The organism is Bacteroides sp. DH3716P, assembly GCF_025914115.1.
Taxonomy (GTDB): domain Bacteria; phylum Bacteroidota; class Bacteroidia; order Bacteroidales; family Bacteroidaceae; genus Bacteroides; species Bacteroides ovatus.
Window position 1 is genome coordinate 3,278,459 of the sequence record NZ_CP083673.1, and the last position, 24,806, is coordinate 3,303,264.

The 24,806-nt window shown below is 42.5% G+C and carries 12 protein-coding genes; 5 read left to right on the plus strand and 7 right to left on the minus strand.

The window, feature by feature from the left end:
- Window positions 1-55 precede the first annotated feature (55 nt).
- Both KQP79_RS12045 and KQP79_RS12050 read right to left on the minus strand, forming a co-directional pair.
- A complete protein-coding gene (locus KQP79_RS12045; protein ID WP_004310380.1) occupies window positions 56-2,692 on the minus strand; it encodes a family 78 glycoside hydrolase catalytic domain in 2,637 nt (878 codons plus the stop codon).
- Window positions 2,693-2,817: 125 nt separating this feature from the next.
- Window positions 2,818-3,828, minus strand: coding sequence for a LacI family DNA-binding transcriptional regulator (locus tag KQP79_RS12050; RefSeq protein WP_004310382.1), 1,011 nt, complete (start codon window positions 3,826-3,828; stop codon window positions 2,818-2,820).
- Between the two features lie 187 nt (window positions 3,829-4,015).
- Between KQP79_RS12050 and KQP79_RS12055 the strand changes: the two genes are divergently transcribed.
- On the plus strand, window positions 4,016-4,657 hold the full coding sequence (locus tag KQP79_RS12055; protein ID WP_004310385.1) for a carbohydrate-binding family 9-like protein: 642 nt from the start codon (window positions 4,016-4,018) through the stop codon (window positions 4,655-4,657).
- Window positions 4,658-4,741: 84 nt separating this feature from the next.
- Here KQP79_RS12055 and lpxA read toward each other — a convergent pair whose 3' ends face one another.
- The 5 genes from lpxA to KQP79_RS12080 form a co-directional block, all read right to left on the minus strand.
- Window positions 4,742-5,512, minus strand: coding sequence for an acyl-ACP--UDP-N-acetylglucosamine O-acyltransferase (gene lpxA / locus KQP79_RS12060; RefSeq protein WP_004307481.1), 771 nt, complete (start codon window positions 5,510-5,512; stop codon window positions 4,742-4,744).
- 18 nt (window positions 5,513-5,530) lie between these two features.
- Window positions 5,531-6,922 carry a TolC family protein gene (locus KQP79_RS12065; protein ID WP_061447859.1) on the minus strand — a complete coding sequence of 464 codons (1,392 nt, stop codon included), beginning with the start codon at window positions 6,920-6,922 and terminating at the stop codon, window positions 5,531-5,533.
- Between the two features lie 11 nt (window positions 6,923-6,933).
- Window positions 6,934-10,365: an efflux RND transporter permease subunit gene (locus tag KQP79_RS12070; RefSeq protein ID WP_138343098.1), complete on the minus strand. Its 3,432-nt coding sequence runs from the start codon at window positions 10,363-10,365 to the stop codon at window positions 6,934-6,936.
- 16 nt (window positions 10,366-10,381) lie between these two features.
- Window positions 10,382-11,557: an efflux RND transporter periplasmic adaptor subunit gene (locus KQP79_RS12075; RefSeq protein WP_008023959.1), complete on the minus strand. Its 1,176-nt coding sequence runs from the start codon at window positions 11,555-11,557 to the stop codon at window positions 10,382-10,384.
- 181 nt (window positions 11,558-11,738) lie between these two features.
- Window positions 11,739-14,846, minus strand: a complete 3,108-nt coding sequence (locus KQP79_RS12080) for a glycoside hydrolase family 2 TIM barrel-domain containing protein (protein WP_138343099.1) — start codon at window positions 14,844-14,846, stop codon at window positions 11,739-11,741.
- A gap of 485 nt (window positions 14,847-15,331) precedes the next feature.
- Here KQP79_RS12080 and KQP79_RS12085 point away from each other — a divergent pair, with 485 nt between their 5' ends.
- The 4 genes from KQP79_RS12085 to KQP79_RS12100 are packed head-to-tail and all read left to right on the plus strand — an operon-like array spanning window position 15,332 to window position 24,728.
- Window positions 15,332-18,457 carry a SusC/RagA family TonB-linked outer membrane protein gene (locus KQP79_RS12085; RefSeq protein WP_008776101.1) on the plus strand — a complete coding sequence of 1,042 codons (3,126 nt, stop codon included), beginning with the start codon at window positions 15,332-15,334 and terminating at the stop codon, window positions 18,455-18,457.
- Window positions 18,458-18,468: 11 nt separating this feature from the next.
- Complete coding sequence (locus KQP79_RS12090; RefSeq protein WP_055235792.1) at window positions 18,469-20,265, plus strand: RagB/SusD family nutrient uptake outer membrane protein; 1,797 nt, start codon at window positions 18,469-18,471, stop codon at window positions 20,263-20,265.
- A 27-nt stretch (window positions 20,266-20,292) separates the two neighbouring features.
- Entirely contained in the window at window positions 20,293-23,064 is a 2,772-nt protein-coding gene (locus KQP79_RS12095) for a SusC/RagA family TonB-linked outer membrane protein (protein WP_138343100.1), read from the plus strand.
- 8 nt (window positions 23,065-23,072) lie between these two features.
- The gene (locus KQP79_RS12100; RefSeq protein WP_138343101.1) at window positions 23,073-24,728 is read left to right on the plus strand and encodes a RagB/SusD family nutrient uptake outer membrane protein; all 1,656 of its coding nucleotides are present in this window, start codon (window positions 23,073-23,075) and stop codon (window positions 24,726-24,728) included.
- Window positions 24,729-24,806 lie beyond the last annotated feature (78 nt).

Here is a 24,806-nt window from a genome sequence, read left to right on the forward strand (position 1 = left end):
GTCTCATTTTTGCTTCTTTATATACCTCTATTAAACCTCCTTTCTTTTGTTTCAATTAAAATGTGAGTTGATGTTTTCCTGACCTTAAATCTATCTTTTTACCATTATATTCTACTGTTGCATTCGTATTGACTGGGATCGTGACTTTGAGAATCACTTGTTCTCCTTTACGTTCCCATTCAGAACGAATGATTCCGTTTACAGATTTATATTCTGCTTTTACCCAGTCAAGACCTTTTACGAAATGAGGTTGGATAAGAATATGTTTGAATCCGGGTTTCTGTTCATCATAATTAATGCCTGCCAATATATTGTACATCCATGCATTAATGTCTCCAAGAAACATGTGATTTACGGAGGCATCTCTAAATTCAGGTGAAAGTATCCATGTTTCTGCTAGTGTAGTGAAACCTTGTTTTATCCAATTGCCCCAAGATGGAGCTTCTTCTTGTGCGGCCATCTGATATGCCAAGTCAGCATATCCATATTTGGAAAGCATCCGCAGGACTGTTTTACTGCCTAAAACTCCAAAATCGAGCAGGTTTTTATTGGCTTTTATCATCGTAGAAAGATTATCTGCAACCTGCTGTTCGTATTCTTTAGGAACGATTCCAAGGTATAAGGCAACTCCTTGTGCTGCTTGCGAACCATTGGCATAAATAGCTTTGGATGTGTCGAAGTATTTGTGATTGATAAGCAATTTCAATTCTTCTGCTTTCTTAGCATAACTACTACCATCTTTTCCAATGAGTTCTGCAAATTTAGCCATATACAGATTGTCTAAATAATAATAGCAGGTAGTGGTGAATTCTGTAGGGGTTTGTGTTTTATGGAATACCCAGTCACCAATTCCGTAAGTTACGGTTCCTTCCGCGTCCTCGCGTCCTGCGAGGTAGGCAAGGTATTTGGTGCATACAGGCCATAGTTTTTCGATGCTTCTTGTATCTCCATAGTAGTGGTAAATTGCCATTGGCACGATAAACATGGCAGCATCCCATACAGGACCTATCCAGTCATCATAGCCCCATCCGGAACTAGGAATGATTCCCGATATACGTCCTTCTTCATTTTGATTATCAATCATATCATCCAGCCATTTTTCATAGAAAGTAATACCATCGAAGTTTAATAATCCTAAATCCATTGTTATGTGTGCATCGGCAGTCCATCCATTTTTCTCTCGTTGGGGACAGTCAGTCGGGATACTCATCAGATTTGATAAATATGATTGATTAGCAGCTTTCCATATTTTATTTAATAGTTCATTTGAACAACTGAATTTACCAACAGGAGGAACAGCCGTATGTATGAATTGAGCGGTTAAGCTCTCTTTAGTAAGTTTTACAGGACGATCTGAACGAACTTCTACATATTGAAATCCATGATATGTAAAATCTGGAGTGAATGTACCTTGTTTTCCGTCCAATATATAAGTGTCTGTTTGAAAAGCGAGGCCAGGTAATGGTTTGTAGTAAATATCTAAGTTGCGCATTTCCAAGCGTCCGTTATCTTTTAGCAATTCGCCGTGTTGCATACTGACTTTAGTGCCTTTCTTGCCATTGATAGAAAGAGTACAGACCCCTGACATATTAACTCCAAAATCGTATACATAGACTGTATCACCAAAAGAACGCATATTGATTGGAGTGATAAATTGTTCCGTTTCAATAGCAGGCATGTTTTGTGATACTAGTAGGGGAGAAGGGGCAGCCACCTGAATTGCATTTGTCCATTTAGAGTCATCAAAACCCGGTTTGTCCCATCCAGCAATTGCAAGACATGCATCATAGGTATCACCACTATAAATATTGTTTTGTATATAAGGACCGGTACTCGTTTTCCAAGTAGAATCTGAATGGATGGTTTGCTTTTCTCCATTTTTATATAATATCTCCATTTCGCAGATCATTCTTGGGCGGTTACGCCAGCGGGCTTGCTCATAGCTCCATGTTGCTACAGGGGCCGATTCGTTGTAGAATCCGTTCCCAAGTATTGCAGATAGTACGTTCTCTCCTTTGAGCAGTTGTGAAGTGACGTCGTATGTGTTATACAGATTTCTTTTATCATAATGAGTAAAACCCGGATTGAGATGTGATGATGTTATTGATTTACCATTTAATGTCATTTTATAATATGCAGCGGCACTTACATATAATCTTGCTTGTTGTATATCATCTTGAGCGATAAACGACTTGCGCAACATGGGCGCTGGCGTATAATCTTTATCATGATTATCAGTAATCCATACTCCTGTCCAGTCACTTTGGTTGAGTTGAGCTGTTTCAAAACTGGATATAGGAGAGATAATCTTATGTTCCTTTGTTTTATCCCATGCTATTACTTGCCAGTAATAACGAGTTCTGGATTTCAATTTTTCTGATCCTTGATAGGTCGCATGAGGAGTGTCAGAGTAAATAGTGTCAGATTGCCAGCTATTATCGGATGAGTTTCTCAAATCTTGTTCCCGGGTGGCGATATATAGCTGATAGCTGTCTTGAGAAAACTCTGTTGCATCTTCATTATTGGTTGTGTAATTCCAAGTAAAACGCGGTGCTGGTGAATCAATGCCAATTGGAGAAATTTGATATTCACATCGCATATTTTCAATATCAATGTTGTTACTGCTGCATGCCCATACTAGAAGTCCTAATAGAGCCAGCATGTATTTTTCATTTTTAATTTGGAACTTCATAATTCTGTATCTTTATGTTAATAATTAGAGGGCTATTTTCTTTATTGTTACATTTGTTAATTTGATATCATTATTTATTTTCACTAAACCGGTTAAGTGATTGAAGAAAAAATGTAAAATCATGACTAGGGTAATGAACATGGCAGGACAAGTGTTTCTACTTCTTTTTTTTCGGTCGAATTTTCCAAGCGATATTTGATATCGCCAAGTAGAATCCTTACGGCATTCTTACCGATCTCTTCTATTGGCATTCTTGCGATGTTCATATTAGGTGCTAAGACACGGAATGCTGATACTCCATGAATACAAGCCAATTCATATCCTTTATTTATATTGATTCCTTTTTCATAAAAGTAACGGAATGCTTCCAGAGCCAAAATATGGGTTGTGAAGAAGAACCCATCTACATCAGGTACTTTGCTGAATATTTGATCAAGAGTCTTGAAAACATTCTTCTCATAATCAACAAAGGTCACCTCTCCATATAGATCAGGATCAACGGGTAGGTTGGCTTCAATTAAAGCTCTTGCATACCCTTCTCGTCTCATATTCATTGTGCGGAGATGAGGATTCGTGGTAATAATAGCTATTTTAGATGAACCGTTATCGATCATTTTCTTTACTAACTCGTAGCTACTGCCTTCATTGTCAATAATGATGTAGTTTGTCTGCATCTCAGGAAAGTAGCGGTCAAATAAGACTAATGGATAGCCTTCTTTGACTAGATTCTGTATTTCAATTTTAGAAACTTTTGTGGGGGCTACTATAATTCCATCCACCTGTTTCGCTTTGAATAACCGGATCATTCTGTTTTCTCTTTCTATTTCAGATTCAGAGCTACAAATCATTAATGAATAGCCTTGTGTTTCCGCTTCCTTTTCTATAGAACGGGCAACTTTGGAGTAAAAAGAGTCTGTAATATCCGGTATGATTAATCCGATTGTGCCTGATATACCCGTATTTAGGCTTCTGGCTAATAAATTAGGCTGGTAATTCAACTGTTTGGCGCATTGAAAGACTTTTTCTTGTGTAGCAAGACTAATACCTTTTTCATCCCCCTTACCAGAAAGTACCCAAGAGATTGTTGTCTTGGATAATTTTAAGGTTTCTGCTATGTCTTTAAGGGATGTTTTCATAAACAGTATCTATTTAATCGGTTAAGTGATGGCAAATATATGAAAAAATATCTCATTATATAATAGTTGAGTAATATTTAACTAAATATTATTTTTTGATATAATAATTTGCAATTTAAAAATAACATAGAAATAAGGTGTAAACCAAAGAAAGTAACTATATTTGTATCATTCAAACGAAAGATATATGAAAGTAAAGAAAATTAGTGCGGCTAACGTGGAGGCTTGTTCGCTTCCTAAACTATTCGATGAAGAAAAAATAGATTTTCAGTCGATTCAGTGTGTCAATTGGGCTGAATATCCTTACAAACCTAAAGTGAATTTTCGAATTGCTCACACACAGAACTCGATTTTGCTACATTTTAAAGTGAAAGAGGAGAGTGTACGTGCCAAGTATGGAAAAGATAACGGTTCTGTATGGACTGACTCCTGCGTGGAATTCTTTTCCATACCTGCAGGCGACGGGATCTATTATAATATAGAATGCAATTGCATCGGAACTATTCTGGTGGGTGCCGGACCTGTGCGTAACAACCGCGAACATGCACCGAAAGAGGTGACTGCTCTTGTACAACGCTGGTCTAGTCTGGGTAATCAGCCTTTTGCTGAACGCATCGGTGAAACGGACTGGGAAGTGGCCCTTATTATTCCGTATTCTGTGTTCTTTAAGCACCAGATTGATTCGCTCGACGGAAAGGAGATAAAAGCTAATTTCTATAAATGTGGCGATGAATTGCAGACCCCTCATTTCCTTTCATGGAATCCGATACAGATTGAACAGCCGGATTTCCACCGCCCTGATTTCTTCGGAACGTTGGAGTTTGAATAGTGAATTGAATCTTTGAATTTGAATATAAAAAAGAAGGTTGATACTTGAAAAAGTATCAACCTTCTTTATATGGACTCACTTTGTTTATTTCACAATCCCTCTTTCCGAGTTCTTCACGAAATTTACAATATTCTCGATCTCCTCACTCATAGGAACCTGATCGATGATCTTCTGTACAGCATCCTGAACGCTAAAATTACCCTGATAAATCAAACGGTATGCGTTGGCGATGTGACGGAGGACTCTTTCCGATGTATTGCGATGTTGCGAGAGAACCACAGCATTTACACCGTGATATGCCACCGGATTTCCTGACATGATAACGTATGGAGGCACATCCTTAGATATACGGCATCCACTTTGTACCAGTGTCCAGCTACCTATATGACAATATTGGTGTAAGGTGACATTGCCACTTAGGATAGCGCAGTCATCCAGCATACACTCTCCTGCAATGGTAGTACCTATGCCTACTACACAGTTATTGCTGATTTGTACATCATGGCAAAGGTGTACCTTATCCATCAGGTAGTTTCCATTTCCGATTTTGGTAGCATTGCCGGCAAATGTAGCGCGGCTGATTACCACATTCTCACGAATATCGTTGTTATCTCCAATAATCAGGCTACTTTCTTCTCCTGTGTAGTGGAAATCTTGCGGTTCCGCTCCGAGGACGGCATTCTGATGTACCTTATTTCCTTTTCCCATTTTAGTACCTTGCAAGATACTAGCGTAAGACATGATGACGCAGTCATCTCCGATCTCTACATTCTTTTCGATGTAGGCAAAAGGCAGAACAGTTACATTCTTGCCCAGCTTTGCTTCGGGATCTACGTAAGCTAACGGACTAATCATAATAGTATATGTTTAAAGTTATTCTTCTCTTCCACCACCCAGTGCCTGGTAAAGGCTTACTACTGCCTGCATTCGATCAAAGCAATCAGAAACCTGAGAGATTTGTGCGCTCAGGTAAGACTGTTGTGCAGACAATACTTCCAGGTAGGTTGAGGTCCCTAAGTTAAACAATTCTTTTGTATCTTCCGAAGCTTTTTTAGCAGATTCTACCTGCATTTGGCGAGATTCTACCTTTTCACTGGTCTTTTGGTATAAACTTAGCGCATTGCTAACCTCACTACCAGCATTCAATAAGGCTTGTTGGAAAGATAATTTCGCTTGTTCTTCCTGCGCTTTAGCAGCTTTCAGGCGAGCGATGTTCTGTCCGCGGTAGAACAATGGCTGTGTCAGTGAACCGACAACAGAGGCCAACAATTTGCCGGGATTAACGATTCCGGCTCCTGAATTATTTGTCCATCCTGCTGAACCGCTAAGTGTGATTTGCGGATAGAAAGCGGCACGAGCCGAGTTGGTATTATAATAGCAACTAGCCAATGACATTTCGGCTGCTTTTACGTCCGGACGATTGGATAATAGCTGAATAGGCACACCGGCGGAAAGTTCGGTTGGAAGTACTTGTGCTTCCAATTCACCACGCTTGATGGCATGGGGAGCCTCTCCCAAAAGAGTAGACAGTGCATTTTCCGTTTCGCGGATACTCTGCTCGATATCAGGAATACTGGCAAGTACCTGTGCGTAAGCGGCTTTACTTTGTTCTACACCAGCTGAATTGATGCTATACATGGCCGCATCTTTCATGGCTTCCATCGTTTCTGCATTCTTTTTCAGAATTTCTGCTGTAGCCTTGGTTATTTCCAGTTGGCGGTCCAACATCATTAATGTATAATACATATTGGCGATGTTAGAGACAACTTGTGTTTGTACTGCCTGGCGGTAAGCTTTCATTTGCTTCAGTGTAACTTGCGCATTTCGTTTCGAGTTCAGCAACTGACCGAATAAATCGACTTGCCAACTGGCTGTGACAGGTAATGAATAAGTTTTTGTAGCTGCATTCTTGTCAAAGCTGCTGATCGTTCCTTGCGGAGACAATCCCAATGACGGGGCATAAGCCAGGCGTGCCGACATGAGGGATGCTTCTGCTGCTTTCACATTTTGAGCGGCGGACAAGAGGTCCGTATTTTGTTTCAGTCCCGTTTCGATGAGAGACTGGAGTTGCGGGTCGGTGAAGACTTCTCTCCACGGCAGATTACCGAAGTTGGCTGTATCCGAAACCAGTGTATCATTATCCGCTACCGGATCGCGATACAGGCCGGAAGTGGTGATATCTTCGGGTCTGTCATACGACTTATAGATGTGGCAGCTGCTCAAGAGAGCAGTTGCGCACAACATATATAGAATCTGTTTCTTCATATCGAATTTCATTATTTAGCGTATTGTTCAATCTCTGTTACGGCATCTGTATTGTCGATATCTTCCCATTCCATCGGTTTAACCTTCTCTTGTAAGTACTGGAAGACTACAAACAGCGCAGGAACGATAAAAATTTGGCAAATCATACCGATTAACATACCACCGATAGAAGCTGTACCCAGTGTACGGTTACCGTGAGCACCTACACCGAAGGCAAACATCAACGGAAGCAAACCGACTACCATAGCCAATGATGTCATCAAAATCGGGCGGAGACGGGCACCGGCACCCAATACGGCTGCCCATGTGATACTCATACCCATCTTACGACGGTCGAGGGCGAACTCTACAATCAAGATGGCATTCTTTGCCAACAGACCCATCAACATGATTAATGCGATCTGCATATAGATATTATTGGACATCGTACCCAGAATCATCTTCAATGCCGAAATATTACCGATAGCACTTACACCGTTCACAAACAGGAAGCTGCCTAACAGACCGAACGGAACGGATAACAATACAGCCAGCGGAAGAATGTAACTTTCGTACTGTGCACTCAACAATAAGTAAACGAATACGAAACAGAGCACAAAAATCAGTCCGGTAGCACTTCCGCTACTTTGAGCCTCTTCACGCGCCATACCTCCTAGTTCATACGTATAACCGGTAGGCAGGTTTTCTTGAGCAACTTCGGCAAGAGCCGTCAATGCCTGACCGGATGTATAACCACTTGCCGGAGCTACCATTACTTTCATAGAGGTATAAAGGTTGAAACGACTAATAATATCCGGACCATATACTTTCTCCACAGAAATGAACTGGGCAATCGGGGCCATCTCGCCTGCACTATTACGCACCTTGATATTTTTTAAAGATTCCAGGTTTTTGCGTGATAACGGATCTGACTGAATCATAACACGATACATCTTACCGAAACGATTGAAGTTGGATGCGTACAAACCTCCGTAATATCCTTGCATAGTAGTGAGGATATCGCTCGGGCTGATGCCAGCTTTTTTACAAGCTGCCGCATCAATGTCAATCATGTATTGCGGGAAATTCGGGTTGAAGGAAGTCTTTGCTGAATTAATTTCCGGACGTGCTTCCAATGCTGCCGTATAATCATTAACCACATCGAAGAATTTGTTCAGATCACCACCGGTCTTATCCTGCATATTCACTTCAATATCCGTAGATGCCGAGTAACCCGGGATCATAGGAGGAGCGAAGAACAATACTTGTGCTTCTTTGATAATCTTCTGTGCACGCATATATAAGGAGCCGACCACAACGTCTGAATTCTGTATCATGGAACGTTCGTCCCAGTCTTTCAGTTTGATAATGAAAGAACCATAGGAAGGTCCCTGACCACCGATAAAGCTGAATCCGGAAATCATAGTACGTGACAATACCGCAGGATCGGAAGCGATCAGACTGTCTACACGTGCCAAAATCTCTTCGGAACGGTCTTGAGAAGTACCCGGAGGTAATGTTACTGCTCCCATCAGTGTTCCGGTATCTTCATTAGGTACCATACCTGTCGGGGTGGTGTTCATGAAGAATACAAGTATCGCAATGGAAGCGACAACTAATCCCATAGACAACCATTTCTTCTGGATAAAGAACAGTACTCGTTTCTTATAACGTTTCAGGATTGATTCGTATGTATCGTTGAATCTGTTTTTAAACTTCTTCGTACTCATTCCGATCAGTGCCAGAATACTAAGCACTACGAAAATTGCAGTAACTATCGGATTGATACTGAACAAACCAAAGATCATGCCAAGAATGGCAATAAGCGTGAAAGTAAGTGTAATTCCCGGATGCAACATCTTTCCGATAGCCTCGGTATATCTGTTGATCATGGTTGTATGGGCTGCCGTATAGGCTACTTTCATACGTTCTTTCAATGTGGAGTCTTCCGTTGTTCCGTCTTCTTTTTTGTGAGGTTTCAGAAGAACGGCACACAAAGCCGGACTCAAAGTCAATGCGTTCAATGCGGACAGACCGATAGCGATTGCCATAGTCATACCGAACTGACGATAGAATGTTCCTGCTGTACCTCCCATGAAACTTACCGGAACGAATACGGCCATCATGACCAGCGTAATAGATACGATAGCACCACCCAATTCATTCATGGCATCGATAGAAGCCAGACGGGCAGATGTATAACCTTGGTCAAGCTTGGCATGCACACCCTCGACGACCACAATCGCATCGTCGACCACAATCGCGATAGCAAGCACGAGCGCACATAACGTCAACAAGTTCAAACTGAATCCTACCAGGGACAAGATGAAGAAAGTACCGATCAGAGCTACCGGAATGGCGATAGTCGGAATCAATGTGGAACGTAAATCCTGCAAGAAGATATACACTACGATAAACACCAGGATAAATGCTTCGATCAACGTCTTCAACACTTCATGGATAGAAGCGAAAAGGAAGTCGTTGGCATTCATGGAGATGTTCAGTTTCAATCCGGTAGGCAACGTTTTTGATGCTTCATCCAACAATGCCTCAATATCACTGATAGTCTGTGTCGCGTTGGTTCCTGCCATCTGGTATACGATACAAGTCACAGACTTGTGTCCGTCTACCCGGTTGGTAAAGTTATATCCCAAGCGGTCCAGCTGAATTTCTGCTATATCTTTCAGACGGAGTACTTCACCGTCAGGAAGAGATTTGATAACGATATTTTCAAACTCTTCAGGCTGTTGCAAGCGTCCTTTATAACGGATGGTGTATTGGAAAGTCTGGTTACTGCGTTCACCGAACTGTCCTGGAGCAGCTTCGACATTCTGTTCTGCCAGAGCAGCGGAAACATCACCGGGAACGAGCTTGTATTGTGCCATGACGTCCGGTCGTAACCAGATACGCATGGAATAATCCTGACCCAAAACGTTGGCGTCACCCACACCCGGTACACGTTGTACTTGAGGAATCAAGTTGATCTTAGCATAGTTTTCAATAAACGATTCGCTATATGTATCTGTCTCGTCATAGAGAGAGAATACTACCAGCATGGAAGTCTGGCGTTTTTGAGTGGTTACACCGACTTTAGTTACTTCGGCTGGCAACAGACCTTGTGCCATAGAAACACGGTTTTGTACATTGACGGCGGCCATGTCCGGGTTTGTTCCTTGTTTGAAATATATGGATATCTCACCGGAACCCGTGTTTGACGCAGTTGAGGTCATATACATCATGTTTTCTACACCGTTGATTTGTTCCTCCAACGGAGCAATCACGGAATTCAATACGGTCGATGCACTGGCTCCCGTATAGGTGGCTCTTACCGAAACGGTAGGAGGCGCGATGTCCGGATACTGCGTGATAGGCAGTGTCGCCAATCCGATAGCCCCCAGGATGACTATCAGGATAGAAATAACGGTTGATAGTACCGGACGGTTAATAAATCTATCTAATTTCATAATGATTATCTGATTATTAGTTAAAGGCTGTGGCTAAATTACCGTCGTGTTGGTCTTTCAAATGTTGTTGATAGTTTGCTTCTTTTTGCGCCGGTGTGATAGGCTGAACCTTCTGACCGTCTTTCAGGTTTTGTACTCCTTCGATTACGATTTTATCTCCTGAATTCAAACCGGAAGTAACCAAGTACTCTTTTCCGTTATCCAGATTGAAGATTTTGATTTCTGTATATTTTACCGTGTTGTCCGGTTGCAAAACATAAACGAACTTCTTATCTTGGATTTCTACTGTTGCAGACTGCGGTATAGTGATTACATTCTCCATGGTATAAGGAATCAGAACGTTTGCAGTACCTCCGCTACGCAATACATGTTCCTTATTCGGGAAGATAGCACGGATGCTTACCGAACCGGTAGATTGGTCGATAACACCTGTGATAGCATCTACTTTACCCTCTATATCGTATGTGGAACCATCAATTAATTGCAGTTTGATAGTCGGTATTTTGCTGATTTCTTCTTTGATAGTGCTACCGGACTTGGTCATTGCCAGCAATTCCTTTTCTGTCATTGAGAAGTATACATATACTTCGTCAATCTCGGAAACAGTAGTCATTGGTGTAGCGATAGAAGGGCTTACCAATGCTCCTACACGATAAGGGATATTGTTGATAACGCCATCTGACGGACTTTTAACCTGTGTGAATGACAAGTTCTGTTGAGCAGTGGTCAGTTGCGCTTTTGCTTGTGCCAATTGGGCTTTGGTCTGTGCCAGGGAGTTTTCTGCCATTGCCAGGTCATAGTCACTGATGATTTGCTTTTTGTTCAATTCTTTCTTATTGTCATACGTCATCTGTTGAGTACTCACTGCTGCTTCTGCTGTAGCCACTGCTGCTTTGGCAGTGCGTACAGCTGCTTCGTATTGAGTCGGATCAACAATGAACAACACTTGTCCTTTACGTACAGTTGCTCCTTCGTCTACACAGAGTTTCGTGATGAAGCCCGATACTTGGGGGCGGATTTCTACATCTTGTTTTCCTTTAATTGTAGCCGGATAGGCAGTTGTTAAATTAGCAGTCGTTTTTTGTAACTCTTGTACTGCATATTCAGGAACCTTTCCTGTGTCATTGCCCTTATTGCCACAACTAGACAAGAGGGCTACGCAAAATGCAAATAAAACAATTCTACTTTTCATACTTATAAATATCTGTTTTTTAATTTAATGCGTTTGTTGCCAGTGTGCTGTTCATCCATATAGATAAGGGGGTTAAGGAAGAAAAACCGGAAACTAAATTCCTTAATTTAGTTTCCGGTTGCAAAAGTACTTTAAATTCGGTATTCTTGTTCTCTGATACCGTGTTTTTTAACTATGTTTTTTACTTTATTTTATGATATACAGGAGTCATAATAAAACTTAACTCATAATCCTGATAAGGAAGACGATATTTTTCCAGTGGGATAGCTCCCCAACTGTTGACACAGGCAAGTCCGGTTTGTGCCTTGTCGATACAGAAGTTGGTGAAGTCTGCCTTTTCTACTTCCGGTGAGTGACGCTGGTCTTTGCTGTCGCCGTCATCCAATGACTCGATGGTGTAATTCAGGGCAGAAGCGGAGAAAGGAGCACTCGATACGAATTGCAGTCCGTTGCCACTGATGTTCAGAAGTCTCCACCAGCGGATATCCGTTTTTGTTCCGGTTTCCTGCGGGCGGATGTAGGGATAGAATTGTTCTTCCACTGTCTGGCGATATTTTCCTAACATTGCCGCGTGGTTGCGGTCGGCATAGTTTTCTCCCGGACCACGGCCGTAATATTCTATCTCGTTGAAGTTGACCGGCATACGCATTTGCATACCGAAACGGAACATGTCAGAAACTTTCTTGCTCTTGTCTGCCGCCATCTTTTGGGTAACTTTCACTGCTCCCTTGTTGTTAATGGTGTAAGTCAGCGATAATGTTCCGCCAATCGACTTCATATCATATTCGGCACGAACTACTGCCTGATCGTTTTCAATAGCATGTTTCAGAGAAGTCAGTTTTAGTTCAGGATTCTTCCAGGCGGCATATTTGCGTTGCAGTCCGGCTCCGAAGTCATTGTCGGTCGGTGCGCGCCAGAAGTTAGGAGTCAGTGCGCTGCCATCTTCCATCAGTTGCATGCCGTTGACGTCGTAACGGCAGAGGTAACCATTGTGTTTGTTGAAATCCATAGAGAAGTTTTCACCTTTCACAATCAGGAAGTTGCGGTCGTTGTCCAAAATAGTGGGCACGATGACCGGAAGGTTAGATGCCTGTTGGTTTTCCAGCTTTAGTTCCGGTGCTTTGTAGTCACGGATGCTTAGTTGGTCGTAAGCGATGGTAGCTCCTGCCGGCAGCAGTGTTTCGGCGGCTTTCAGTTTGTAGCTCACGTTGAGCAGCAGTTCTTTGCAAGGACAGATGTTCTTTGTGTCAAATGGAATTTGCACTTTCACAGTTTGTTGGGGCGCTACTTTCAGGTCGGATACGATGCCTGTTTGCACTACTTCTCCGTTTGCCAGTAATTGCCATTCCATGTAATAAGCAGATAAGTCGCGGAAGAAATACTCGTTGAAGATGTTGATTTCGCCTTTGGCAAGATCAGCAGGAGTCGTCCATATATCCTGATAGAAATAAGCTACTTCGTATGCATGCGGATTGGGTACGCGGTCGGGGCTAATCAAACCGTTGTCGTTGAAGTTATTATCCGAAGCGTCGTATTTGTTGAAGTCGCCGCCATAGCCGTAGATGCTTACTCCGTCTTTGTTTTTCCAGTGGCAGGACTGGTCTACGAAGTCCCAGATAAATCCGCCCTGATATTTCGGATATTTGCGGATGATGTCCCAGTATTCTTTGAATCCGCCTTCGGAGTTACCCATAGCGTGTGCGTATTCACATTGGATTAACGGCTTTTGGATATTGCCTTCGCTATATTTGATACAAGCGTTGTAGTCATAGTACATTGGGCAAAAAATATCGGTGAATTCGCTGGTTCCTGCTTGTTCGTACTGTACGGCACGTGTCTTGTCTTCATTCTTGATCCAGGTGTAGCATTTTTCAAAGTTCGGTCCCATGCCGGCTTCGTTACCCAGTGACCAGAAGATGATGGACGGATGGTTGTATCCGCGTTGTACGTTGCGTTGGTTGCGTTCCATGTGAGCTTTGGCGTAACTTGGGTTCTTTGCCAGTGTCTGGTCGCCGTAACCCATTCCGTGAGATTCTACGTTTGCCTCGGCTACTACATACAGACCGTATTGGTCGCACAGGTCATACCAACGGTTGTCGTCTGGGTAATGGCAGGTACGCACGGCGTTGATATTGAGTTCTTTCATCACTTTGATATCTTGCAGCATACGTTCGGTAGAAACCACATAACCGCCGTCCGGGTCCATTTCGTGACGGTCGGCTCCTTTGAAGAGTACCGGTTGTCCGTTTACGAGTATCTGTCCGCCTTTCAATTCAATCTTGCGGAAACCTACTTTAACAGGGATTACTTCTACTACGTTGTTGCCGTTTTTCAGTGTAGCGGTCAGTGTGTAGAGATTAGGCGTTTCAGCAGTCCATTTCGCCGGATTGGAGACGGATAGGGTTGTGTTTAATTTGCCCGAACCTTTCAGGTCGGCAGTCGCTACGCTGTTGCCTTGAGCATCTGTCAAGTTTAAAGCTACTGTGCCGCTTCCTTTCAGGTCAACGGCTATATTCAATGTACCGTCTTTATATTGGCTGTCCAAATCGGGAGTGATGCGAATATCCTGGATGTATTTCTTGTCGCGTGCGTAAAGATAACAGTCGCGTCCTACGCCGGAGTAGCGGAAGAAGTCCTGATCTTCCAGGTAACTACCGTCGCACCAGCGGAAAACTTGAAAGGCGATGACGTTCTTACCTGGTTTCAGGTAGTTAGTCAGGTTGAATTCAGCTTCCAGTTTGCTGTCTTCACTATATCCTACGTAGCGTCCGTTCACCCAAAGGTACATATTGGACGTTACCGAGCCGAAATGTGCGAAAATTTCTTTGCCTTTCCAGTCGGCAGGAAGGATGATTTCTTTGCGGTAAGAGCCTACGTGGTTGTTTTCTGTCGGCACTAGCGGAGGGTTGTTTTTGAATTGACTTCTCCAGGCATATCCTACGTTGACATAGATAGGGTCACCGTAGCCGTTCAACTCCCAAACGCCGGGAACTTGAAGGTCATCCCAACCTTTGTCGTTGAAATTAGTCTGATAAAAGTCGGTCGGGCGTGCGTCTGCGTGTCTTACCCAGTTGAATTTCCAAAGACCGTTCAAGGTCATGAAATTTGTGGAATTTTCTTTAATGCCGGCTTTAGCTTCATCAGCCGATGCGAAAGCAAAGTAATTAGTGTGCATAGCGGAACGGTTTACGGAATTCACTTCCGGATCTTTCCACTCGTTGAAGCTTTGCGCTTGAATTGCTGTCAGTCCCAATGCAGCCAAGCAGCAAGAGAGTAGTTGTTTCTTCATGGGTTTTTTGTATTAGGTTTGAATTTCTGGAGTCAAAGATAGGGAATAATTTGATTAATAAAGGAGAATAATAAGTCTAATAGGTATGTCAATAGTTCAATTTTAATTTATTTATGAACTATTCAATGGAGTCTGGTAATGGTATGTGAAGTTGGCATAGATTTATGATGAAAGAAGAACTTGGTAAATTAACTTTTTGAGTATCACCTCTCGAGTATGGTAAAGTCAGGAAGAAACGATGAATAGGCTGTATTTTTCTAACGTGACATCCTGATACTATGAGTAATACAGCTAATTTTAATGCTTTTTATTTCTTGTTTTGTACTATTTTGTCCCTTTTTAGTATGATAATTGTATCTTAAAAACTGTTATATTCACTTATTTTGCGGCGAGTGTTTTTAACAAACCTATTTCAAATTCTTAAATTTATTATTATGAACAAACTAACGAGACTAAAAAGATGCAAGAGGTGCATTAGTACGTTAATGCTTATGTGTTGTTCGCTCTTGGCATGGGCGCAAAATACAGTAACGGGAACTGTATTGGATGAATCCAACTTAGAGGTGATTGGTGCCAATGTAAAGGAAAAAGGCACGGCTAACGGTGCTATTACTGACATGAATGGTGTTTTCCATTTAAAAGTAAGCAATCTTCAAAAAGCAGTTCTGCAAATTTCGTTCATGGGATATGAACCTCAAGAAGTGCCATTAAATGGACGCAAACAACTGAAAATTATTTTAAAAGAAACGGCCAATGAACTTCAGGAAGTTACAGTTGTGGCCTATGGTACACAAAAGAAAGAAACTCTGACAGGAGCTATTTCTGCTGTAAACAATGAGGCGTTGATACGTTCGCCGAATGCAAGTGTGGCCAATTCGCTGGCGGGCCAGATTACAGGACTTTCATCCGTTCAGACTAGCGGTCAGCCGGGGCAGGAGGACCCTAAGGTATTTATTCGCGGAGTGGGTTCCTTAACAGAAAGTGCTTCCTCTCCTTTGATTTTGGTGGATGGTATAGAACGTTCGTTTTATCAAATGGACCCGAATGAAATAGAGAGCGTGACGGTTCTGAAAGACGCTTCTGCTACTGCCGTGTTCGGTGTGCGTGGTGCAAATGGTGTAATTTTGGTGACTACACGTCGTGGTAAAGAAGGTAAAGCGAAAATCTCAGTGAATTCTTCAGTTGGTATCCAGATGCCTACCCGAATGCTTAAAATGGCAGATAGCTATACGTATGCTACTTTGAGAAATGAGATTATAACAAATGATAAGCCAAATGCTACCGAGAACGATTTGGTGTTTAATAATTATGCAGTTGAACGGTTCAGATTGAATGATGAACCTATTATGTACCCCAGTATCGACTGGAGAAAGTACCTGCTTAATAAAACATCTGTGCAAACGCAGCATAACCTTAATATTTCCGGAGGAACAAAGGATATACGTTACTTCATATCTTTAGGTTTCTTATATCAGAATGGCTTGCTGAAACAGTTTGAAGGAGTGGGGTATGATAATAATTATAAATACAAAAGATATAATTATCGCGCGAATTTAGACTTTAATGTAACTAAGACTACCACGCTGAAGATCGGTATCGGCGGGATTGTAGGTAACCGAAATGAGCCGATGATTAATGATGCGACTAATTCGATTTGGACACTGATTAATCAGACAACTCCGTTCAGTAGTCCGGGTGTGATTGACGGACAACTCATAGTTACCCCCGAAGAACGTTTTGATAATAAAATCAATCTGGGCAATAGTGCTTTGCCTAAGTGTTATGGGACAGGTTACTCAACAGCTATTAATAATACGATGAATCTGGACCTTCTGTTGAATCAGAAGTTGGACTTCATAACCAAAGGGTTGTCGGCGGAAATAAAAGGTGCTTATAATACGAGTTATGGCTTTACCAAAAAACGTAAAGGGCAAGTGGAACAATTTATGCCTTTCTATCAATCTTCTTTGGAAGATCCGTCACTTGGTTATGATTCGCCGGATTTCAACAAGAATATTGTTTATAAGATCAAAGGAGAAAATAAGAACTTGCAATATGAGGAAACTTCTTCGCGGGCACGAGACTGGTATCTGGAAGCAAGCTTGAGATATAACCGTAAGTTTGGTTTTCATAATGTCGGGGGATTGTTCTTGTACAATCAGAGTAAGAAATACTATCCCGCTCAGTGGGTGGGAGTACCGTCTGCTTACATCGGTTTTGTAGGCCGTCTGACGTATGATTACAAATCTCGTTATATGGCAGAAGTTAACTTCGGTTATAATGGTTCTGAGAATTTTGCTCCGGGTAAGAGATTCGGTGCGTTTCCTGCCGGTTCCATCGGTTATATCCTGTCGGAAGAGGCCTTCATGAAAAAACAGAAGGTGGTTGATTATCTGAAATTCCGTGCTTCTGTCGGCTTGGTCGGAAATGACAATCTTGGAAATAACCGCTTTTTGTTCTTGCCGGATTCTTATGATGTGAATCTGAGCGGAGTAGACGGGTGGAATAACAATAAGTATGGATTCAACTTTGGTTATAACAGTAAGGCGTTAATTTTGGGTGCATTGGAGAAGCGTTTGGGCAATCCGAATGTGACTTGGGAAACTGCGCTGAAACAGAACTATGGATTGGACGTTCATTTCTTGAAGAGCCGTCTGAAAATCTCTTTGGACTATTTCCTCGAAGAACGTAAGGATATTCTCATCAATCGTAAGACAGTACCTTTATTAACGGGATTGACTTCATCTATTCTACCTGCTGTAAATATGGGTAAAGTGAAAAACCGTGGATATGAGGTAGAAGTGAGGTGGAATGACAAGATCGGGCAGGTTCAGTATAATGTTCAGGCAAACGTTTCCTATTCAAAGAATAAGATTATTTTCCAAGACGAAGTTGAGCCTAATGAACCTTATATGTGGCGGACAGGAAATCCGGTCGGAACACTCTTCGGGTATGTGGCGGACGGTTTCTATACAGAAGCGGACTTCGGAGAGAACGGCAAACTGGTGGCAGGTCTGCCCGATCCGGGTGTGTCTGTGAAGCCGGGTGATGTGAAATACCGGGATTTGAACGGTGATGAGGAAATTACTTCCGACGACCAGACTATTATTGGAAACCCGACTCGTCCGGCTTATACATTCGGATTGAATTATGGTATCAATTACAAAGGCTTTTTCCTGACGATGAACTGGACTGGTGCTGCACAACGCTCTTTGTTGCTGGACGGAGCTTTCAGAGAACCTTTTGGTAATGGTAAAATCCGTGGTTTGATGCAGTTCCATGCAGATACGCGCTGGACACCGGAAACAGCTAATACAGCTACTACACCGCGGTTTACAGAGACAAATGCAGTCTATAATATGCGTTCCTCCTCTTTGTGGGTGCGAGACGGTTCTTATTTGAAGCTGAAGAATGTGACAATAGGATATAACTTCACAGATAAGAAGATGTTGAAGAAACTGGGTATCCAGCAGTTAGGCATAAAACTGACAGGCTATAATCTGCTGACTTTTGATAAGTTTGACATCATGGACCCTGAATGTAATCCGAATAATGCGGATTCTTACCCTATCATTAAAATATATAATTTAGGTATTAATCTAACCTTTTAATAGTGCTGACAATGAAAAACTATAAAAAATATATAGGTTGTCTTTCTCTCTCTGTATTGACACTGATAGGGTGCGAAGACCTTAAATTTGGAGAGAAATTTCTGGATAAGCCGATAAGTAACGAACAGAATATCGATTCTGTTTTTAACAAAAAGGTATATGCTGAGCAGGCACTGGCGGAAACTTATCATTCCCTGCCGGATTATCTGCCGATGCAAGGACGTCTGGGATATGGCGTTCTGGAAATGCTAACCGATCTGGGTGACTGGACGAAAAAGGGAGCGCCTAAATTCTATACAGGAACAGTGGACGGAACAAATACATATCTGGAACATCTTCCATATCGGTTGGATGTCGCCAATACTACGATAGGAGTAGGGCCGGTTTATGGTATTCGAAGAGCCTACATTTACATTGAGAATGTGGATAGAGTGCCGGATATGACTGCGGATGAGAAAGCGATAGGGAAAGCGGAAGCGCAAGTAATCATTGCCTATCATTATTCTCAAATGCTCCGTTATTATGGTGGTATGCCGTGGATAGACCATGCATATACGGCAGAAGATGCGATGAAATTTCCCCGTATGACAGTAGAAGAAACCGTACAGAAGATTGTTGGATTACTGGATGCGGCGGCCTCTGTACTGCCTTGGCAGGTGAATGCAGATAATGACGGACGAATGACGGCTGCTTCTGCTTTAGCGTTAAAGTCCAGAGTGCTTCAGTTTGTGGCGAGTCCTTTATTTAATGCTGAAAAGCCCTATCTGGAAGGAGATGCTTCGTCTCAGTTCCTTACTTGGTATGGCAACTATTCACCGGACAGGTGGCAGAAGGCGTTGGATGCCGGGTTAGAATTTATGCGGGCTAATAAAAAGAACTCAGATGCTTATCAACTGGTGAATACAGGTAATCCCCGCGATGATTTTGCAGCAGGATATTTCAATCGCCATAACGGTGAAGTCTTGATTTCTTCCAGAAGATTCACCACTTATGCTACGGGAAAGCTTCCGTTTGCCCAGGTACGTTATGGAGTTGCTTCTCCTACATTGACTTATGTCGATATGTTTCAGATGAAAGACGGAACAGAATTCGACTGGAACAATCCGGACCATAAAAAATTCCCTTTCTTTGATAAGGACGGAAACCCCAGAAGAGACATCCGCTTATATGAAACGGTTGCTGTGAATGGAGATAAGTTTAGGGGCGCCCAGAAAGTGCAAATTTACGAAGGAGCCACCCAGGCGCCTTATAAAGACGGACGAATGAGTTACAATGGGGTTGCCATGAGAAAATTCATACGGAACTTCAATGACGAAGTGAATGGTAAATTTTATTCTTGTCCGTTGATCCGCCTTCCGGAGGTCTATTTGAATATGGCCGAAGCGATGAACGAATTGAATAAGGCGGAAGTCCGTGATGAGTTTGGTAATACGGCTTATGATTATCTGAATAAAACCAGACTGCGTGCGGGTATGCCTGCGATTTCGGCAACAGATGTTCCGGCCGGCAAACCGTTGCGTGAAGCAATATTACGCGAAAGAGCCATTGAATTCGGCTATGAAGAAGTACGTTATTTCGATCTGGTACGTTGGAAACGCTCAGATATATTTACCGGACAATTGTCACGTCTGATTATTAAAAAAGCGGCCGGTGAGCCAAGCGGCTTTTCTTATACCGTATCTCATGCAATGGCGGAAACGCGTCAGTATGCAAAACCTGAAAAGTGGAACGACAAGTATTTCCTGTTGCCTCTGCCTATAGATGAGATAAACAAGAAATATGGATTGATTCAGAATCCGGGTTGGTAATAATCAAATCGTTGAACAATAAGAAGAATGATTATGAATAAATCACTTTATATCGTAGCTTTCTCGTTGGCGTTTGCCACTACGGGTATAGCGCAAAATAATGAAGGACAAGATAAGGTAATCGATCTGGGCACACAGACGACTACCGAATTACGGAAGACACAGGCTGTCTCTACCATTTATTCGAATGAATTAGATAAAAATGCTGCCACTAGTCCTTACAATGCCATTTATGGCTTGTTGCCGGGATTGAGTGTGATGCAGAACACTAGTTGGGGCACAGATAAATCTCGTCTCAATGTGCGGGGACGCGGTTCTTTGAATGGAGATACACCTTTATTTGTAGTAGATGGTTTTGCACGCCCTCTCGAATATATCAACCTTTCGGAAATAGAATCAATATCCGTTTTGAAAGACGGTGCTGCTACTGCTCTTTGGGGAGGCAGAGGCGCCAACGGAGTGGTATTGATAACTACCAAACGCGGTATATATAGCCAGAAGGATATAAAAGTAGACTATAAGTTTGGTTTAGGCTTCCCTGTTAATCAGCCGGAATTTGCCGATGCTTATACCTATGCCAAAGCCCGTAATGAAGCATTGAGATATGATGGTTTGCAACCGGACATGGATGAAGCTTCTTTCCTGTCCGGAGGCAATAGCGATCTTTATCCGAATGTGGACTGGCAGAAAGAAGCGTTACGCAATCATACAACCAGTCATCAACTGGACATCACTTTCCGCGGAGGTGGCAAGCGGCTTCGTTATTTCAGTGTCCTCAATTACAAAAACGATATGGGACTGCTGAATAGCAAGTACACTGATTATACAGATCGCTATAACTCCCAGATGAAGAAATACTTCCTCAATCTTCGCATGAATCTGGATGTGGATATTACGGACGCGACAAAATTGAAATTGAGTATGCTCGGTATGCTGCGAGAGACCAAGCGTCCCACCACATCGGAAGCTACTTTGTTTGAACAGATTTTCAACACCCCGTCCGCTGCATTTCCCGTGCAGACACAGAATGGATTCTGGGGCAGTAACAATGTGCTGAAAACAAACCCGATAGCCAATCTGGCGGACGTAGGTTATTATAAACTGAATCAGCGTATGTTGCAGGCGGATTTGCGGTTGGTGCAGGATTTGTCTGTATTGACTCGCGGGTTGAGTGCGGAACTCGCTATTGCTTATGATAATAATGCAACCTATCAGGAAACAGCCAAGAAAAGTTTTATGTACCAGACCATTGAAAAAGGCACAGACGGAGAACCGATTTACACGAATTACGGAAATCCTAACGATGAACTGGAAATCAGCAACAAAGGATTGGCCAATCAATACATACATGCCAATTTTGAAGCGAAGGTCAATTATCACCGGACATGGGATAAACATGATTTTACGGCCAGTGCTATGTTTCGTCAAGAATCAATGACGTTGACAGGGGCTAATAACAGTCGTTACCGTCAATACATCATCGGAACCGCAGGTTATAATTTTGACAACCGTTATATGGTGGATATCGTAGCCAACTGTTTTGGCAGCAGCGTATTGGGGAAGAATGACAAGTATCGTGCATATCCCGCCATTTCTGCCGCCTGGATACTTTCGAACGAGAATTTCATGAAAGAAATTTCTGCTTTTGATTATCTGAAACTTCGTGCTTCTTACGGACGCTCCGGATATGATATTTATGATTATGACATGGATAAGCAATATTGGGTAGGAAGCGGTGCTTACTATTTTCAGGCCGGAAATACTTCTGCCGGAAGTAGCCTGAAGGAAGGAGTGTTGGCAATGGAACAACTGGATCTGGAAGTTGCGGATAAATATAATATCGGTTTGGATATGAGCCTGTTCAAGGGACTGACTTTTTCTATTGACGGTTTTTATGACAAGCGCACTAATATCCTGATTGACGGAAGTGGGCTGATCTCATCGGCAATCGGGGTTACTATTCCGCAGATGAATGCAGGAAAAGTGGAAACAAAAGGAACGGAACTCTCTGCCATGTGGAAAAAGGAATACAAGGACTTCAACTATTATATCGGAGCCAACTTCTCCTATGCCAAAAGTAAAGTCGTAGAAAATGGTGAGGGATATCAGCCGTATGGCTATTTGTCTAAAAAAGGTTACCCTGTCGGGCAGTGTTTTGGCTGGGAGGCTATCGGTTATTTCAGAGATGAGGCGGACATAAAGAGCAGTCCTGTGCAGAAATTCTCGGAAGTACGTCCGGGTGATGTCAAGTACAGAGATCTGAATGGCGATAACGTGATTGACAACAATGACCAGAAGGCGATAGGATATTCCACTGCCATACCGGAGATTTATTATGGCATTAATTTGGGATTTGAATATAAAGGTTTCGGCGTGGATGCTCTGTTTCAAGGAGTAGCCCATTATAGTGTGATGTTGAACACTGCCAGCGTATACTGGCCGTTGAGAAACAACACGAATATTTCCAGCTGGTATCTGAACGACAGAATCCGCTGGACGGAAGAAACGAAAGATATCGCAAATGTCCCCCGCCTGACTACGCTGGATAATGCCAATAACTTCAGAAACAGTACACAGTGGTTGGAGAACGGTAGCTATTTCAAACTTCGTAACCTGAATGTCTACTATAACCTTCCTTCCTCTTGGGCGAAGAAAGTGAAAATGGAAAAGATTCAGGTATATGCGAGAGCTAACAATCTTTTTTCGCTCGATCATGTGAAGTATATGAACAGTGAAGATCTGAAAATCAATTATCCGGATATGACTTCCGTTTATTTCGGGTTGAATATTAACTTCTAAAATGTGAAATGACCATGAGAAAATATATCCTTTTATATACAGGTTTGCTATTATCCGTATCGGGGTGTAGCTTGCTCGAATTGGACGAATCGACAGGCTTGGACAGGGAAGAGGCCTATTCCTACTTTAGCAATGTGAAAGGTTTGGCTACCTACGTTTATAGCCAGTTGCCCGGAGATCTCGGAGTGCTCGACGGGGCTTTGAGGGAGTCTGCAACGGATAATTCTGTTTATGTCTGGAGTGATAATAGTGTTCACGACTTTTATAACAATGCCTGGAGTCCCAACAATGCAGTCGATAATATGTGGTCGAAGTGCTATGGAGCTATCCGTTCCGTCAATTCATTTCTTGAAAACTATTCACAGGAAAAACTGGAGCGTTTCCGCTGGAACGACACGTATGAAGAAGACATTGCCAAAGCTACCATGTATCGTGAAGAATTACGGGTGTTGCGAGCTTTTTATCTGTTCGAACTGGCTAAACGATACGGTGATATTCCACTTTTGACACGTACGTATGCTTTGGATGAAATCAACGGCGTGGAAAAGACTTCTTTCAATGAAGTGATAAAATATATCTGTGACGAATGTAGTGACGCGGCCAAAACTCTGCCTGTCAGTCATCAGGACTTTTGGGCGGAGACGGGACGTGTGACCAAAGGTACAGCGTTGGCATTGAAATCCCGTGCTCTTCTTTATGCGGCGAGTTTGTTGCATAATCCCGCACAGGATGCCGATAAATGGAAAGCGGCTGCCGATGCGGCTTATGCTATCATAAAAGAGAACTGGTACAGTTTGCCGAAGACGAATGTAGATCCTCTGTATGACAAGAATGGTGGAAACGATGTATTGAAATCTCCGCAATTAATTTTTGAACGTAGAAATGGGGAAAGCTTTGATTTTGAAGCTAACAATTTGCCCATCAGTTATGAAAAGGGGAAAACAGGCAACGTGCCCACCCAGAACCTGGTGGATGCCTTCCAGATGACTAATGGAAAAGACTTTGACTGGGAACAGATTACACCGGGGCAGAATCCGTATGAAGGCAGAGACCCGAGATTCTATAAAACGGTGCTTTGCAATGGCGATACATGGATGAACTCGATCATCCAGTCTTATGAAGGAGGAAAAGACGGTGCCGGAACAACCGGAGCGACTACCACAGGTTATTATTTGAAGAAGTATATGAATGAGACTGTTTCTCTAGCTCCTTCCAATGAGAAAAAGAAACCGCACCATTTCATCATATTCCGTTATGCGGAAATTCTCCTGAACTATGCGGAAGCAATGGATGCCTGGAAAGACGCTGATTATACGGATAATGACCATCCGTTGTCTGCACGTGCGGCACTGAATCAGGTGCGTGCTGCTGCTGATATGCCTGCCATTACAACAAGCGGCAATGCGTTTACTGAAAGCGTCCGTCGTGAAAGACGAGTGGAACTTGCGTTCGAAGACCATAGGTTCTGGGATATCCGCCGTTGGAAAATCGGTGATAAAACCAAAGCTATTTATTGCATCAAGATCACTATGGAAAACGGCTTGCCTGTTTATAAGAAAGAATTGCTTGAAACACGTAACTGGGATGATAAGATGTACTTATATCCTATACCACAGACTGAATATTATAAGAATCCTAATTTAGGTCAAAATACAGGCTGGTAACTATGACTAAGCGAACCCTAAAAGTTTTTGTCTAACTTTTAGGGTTCATTTTTATGGGAAGAAGTTCTTTTCTATGTG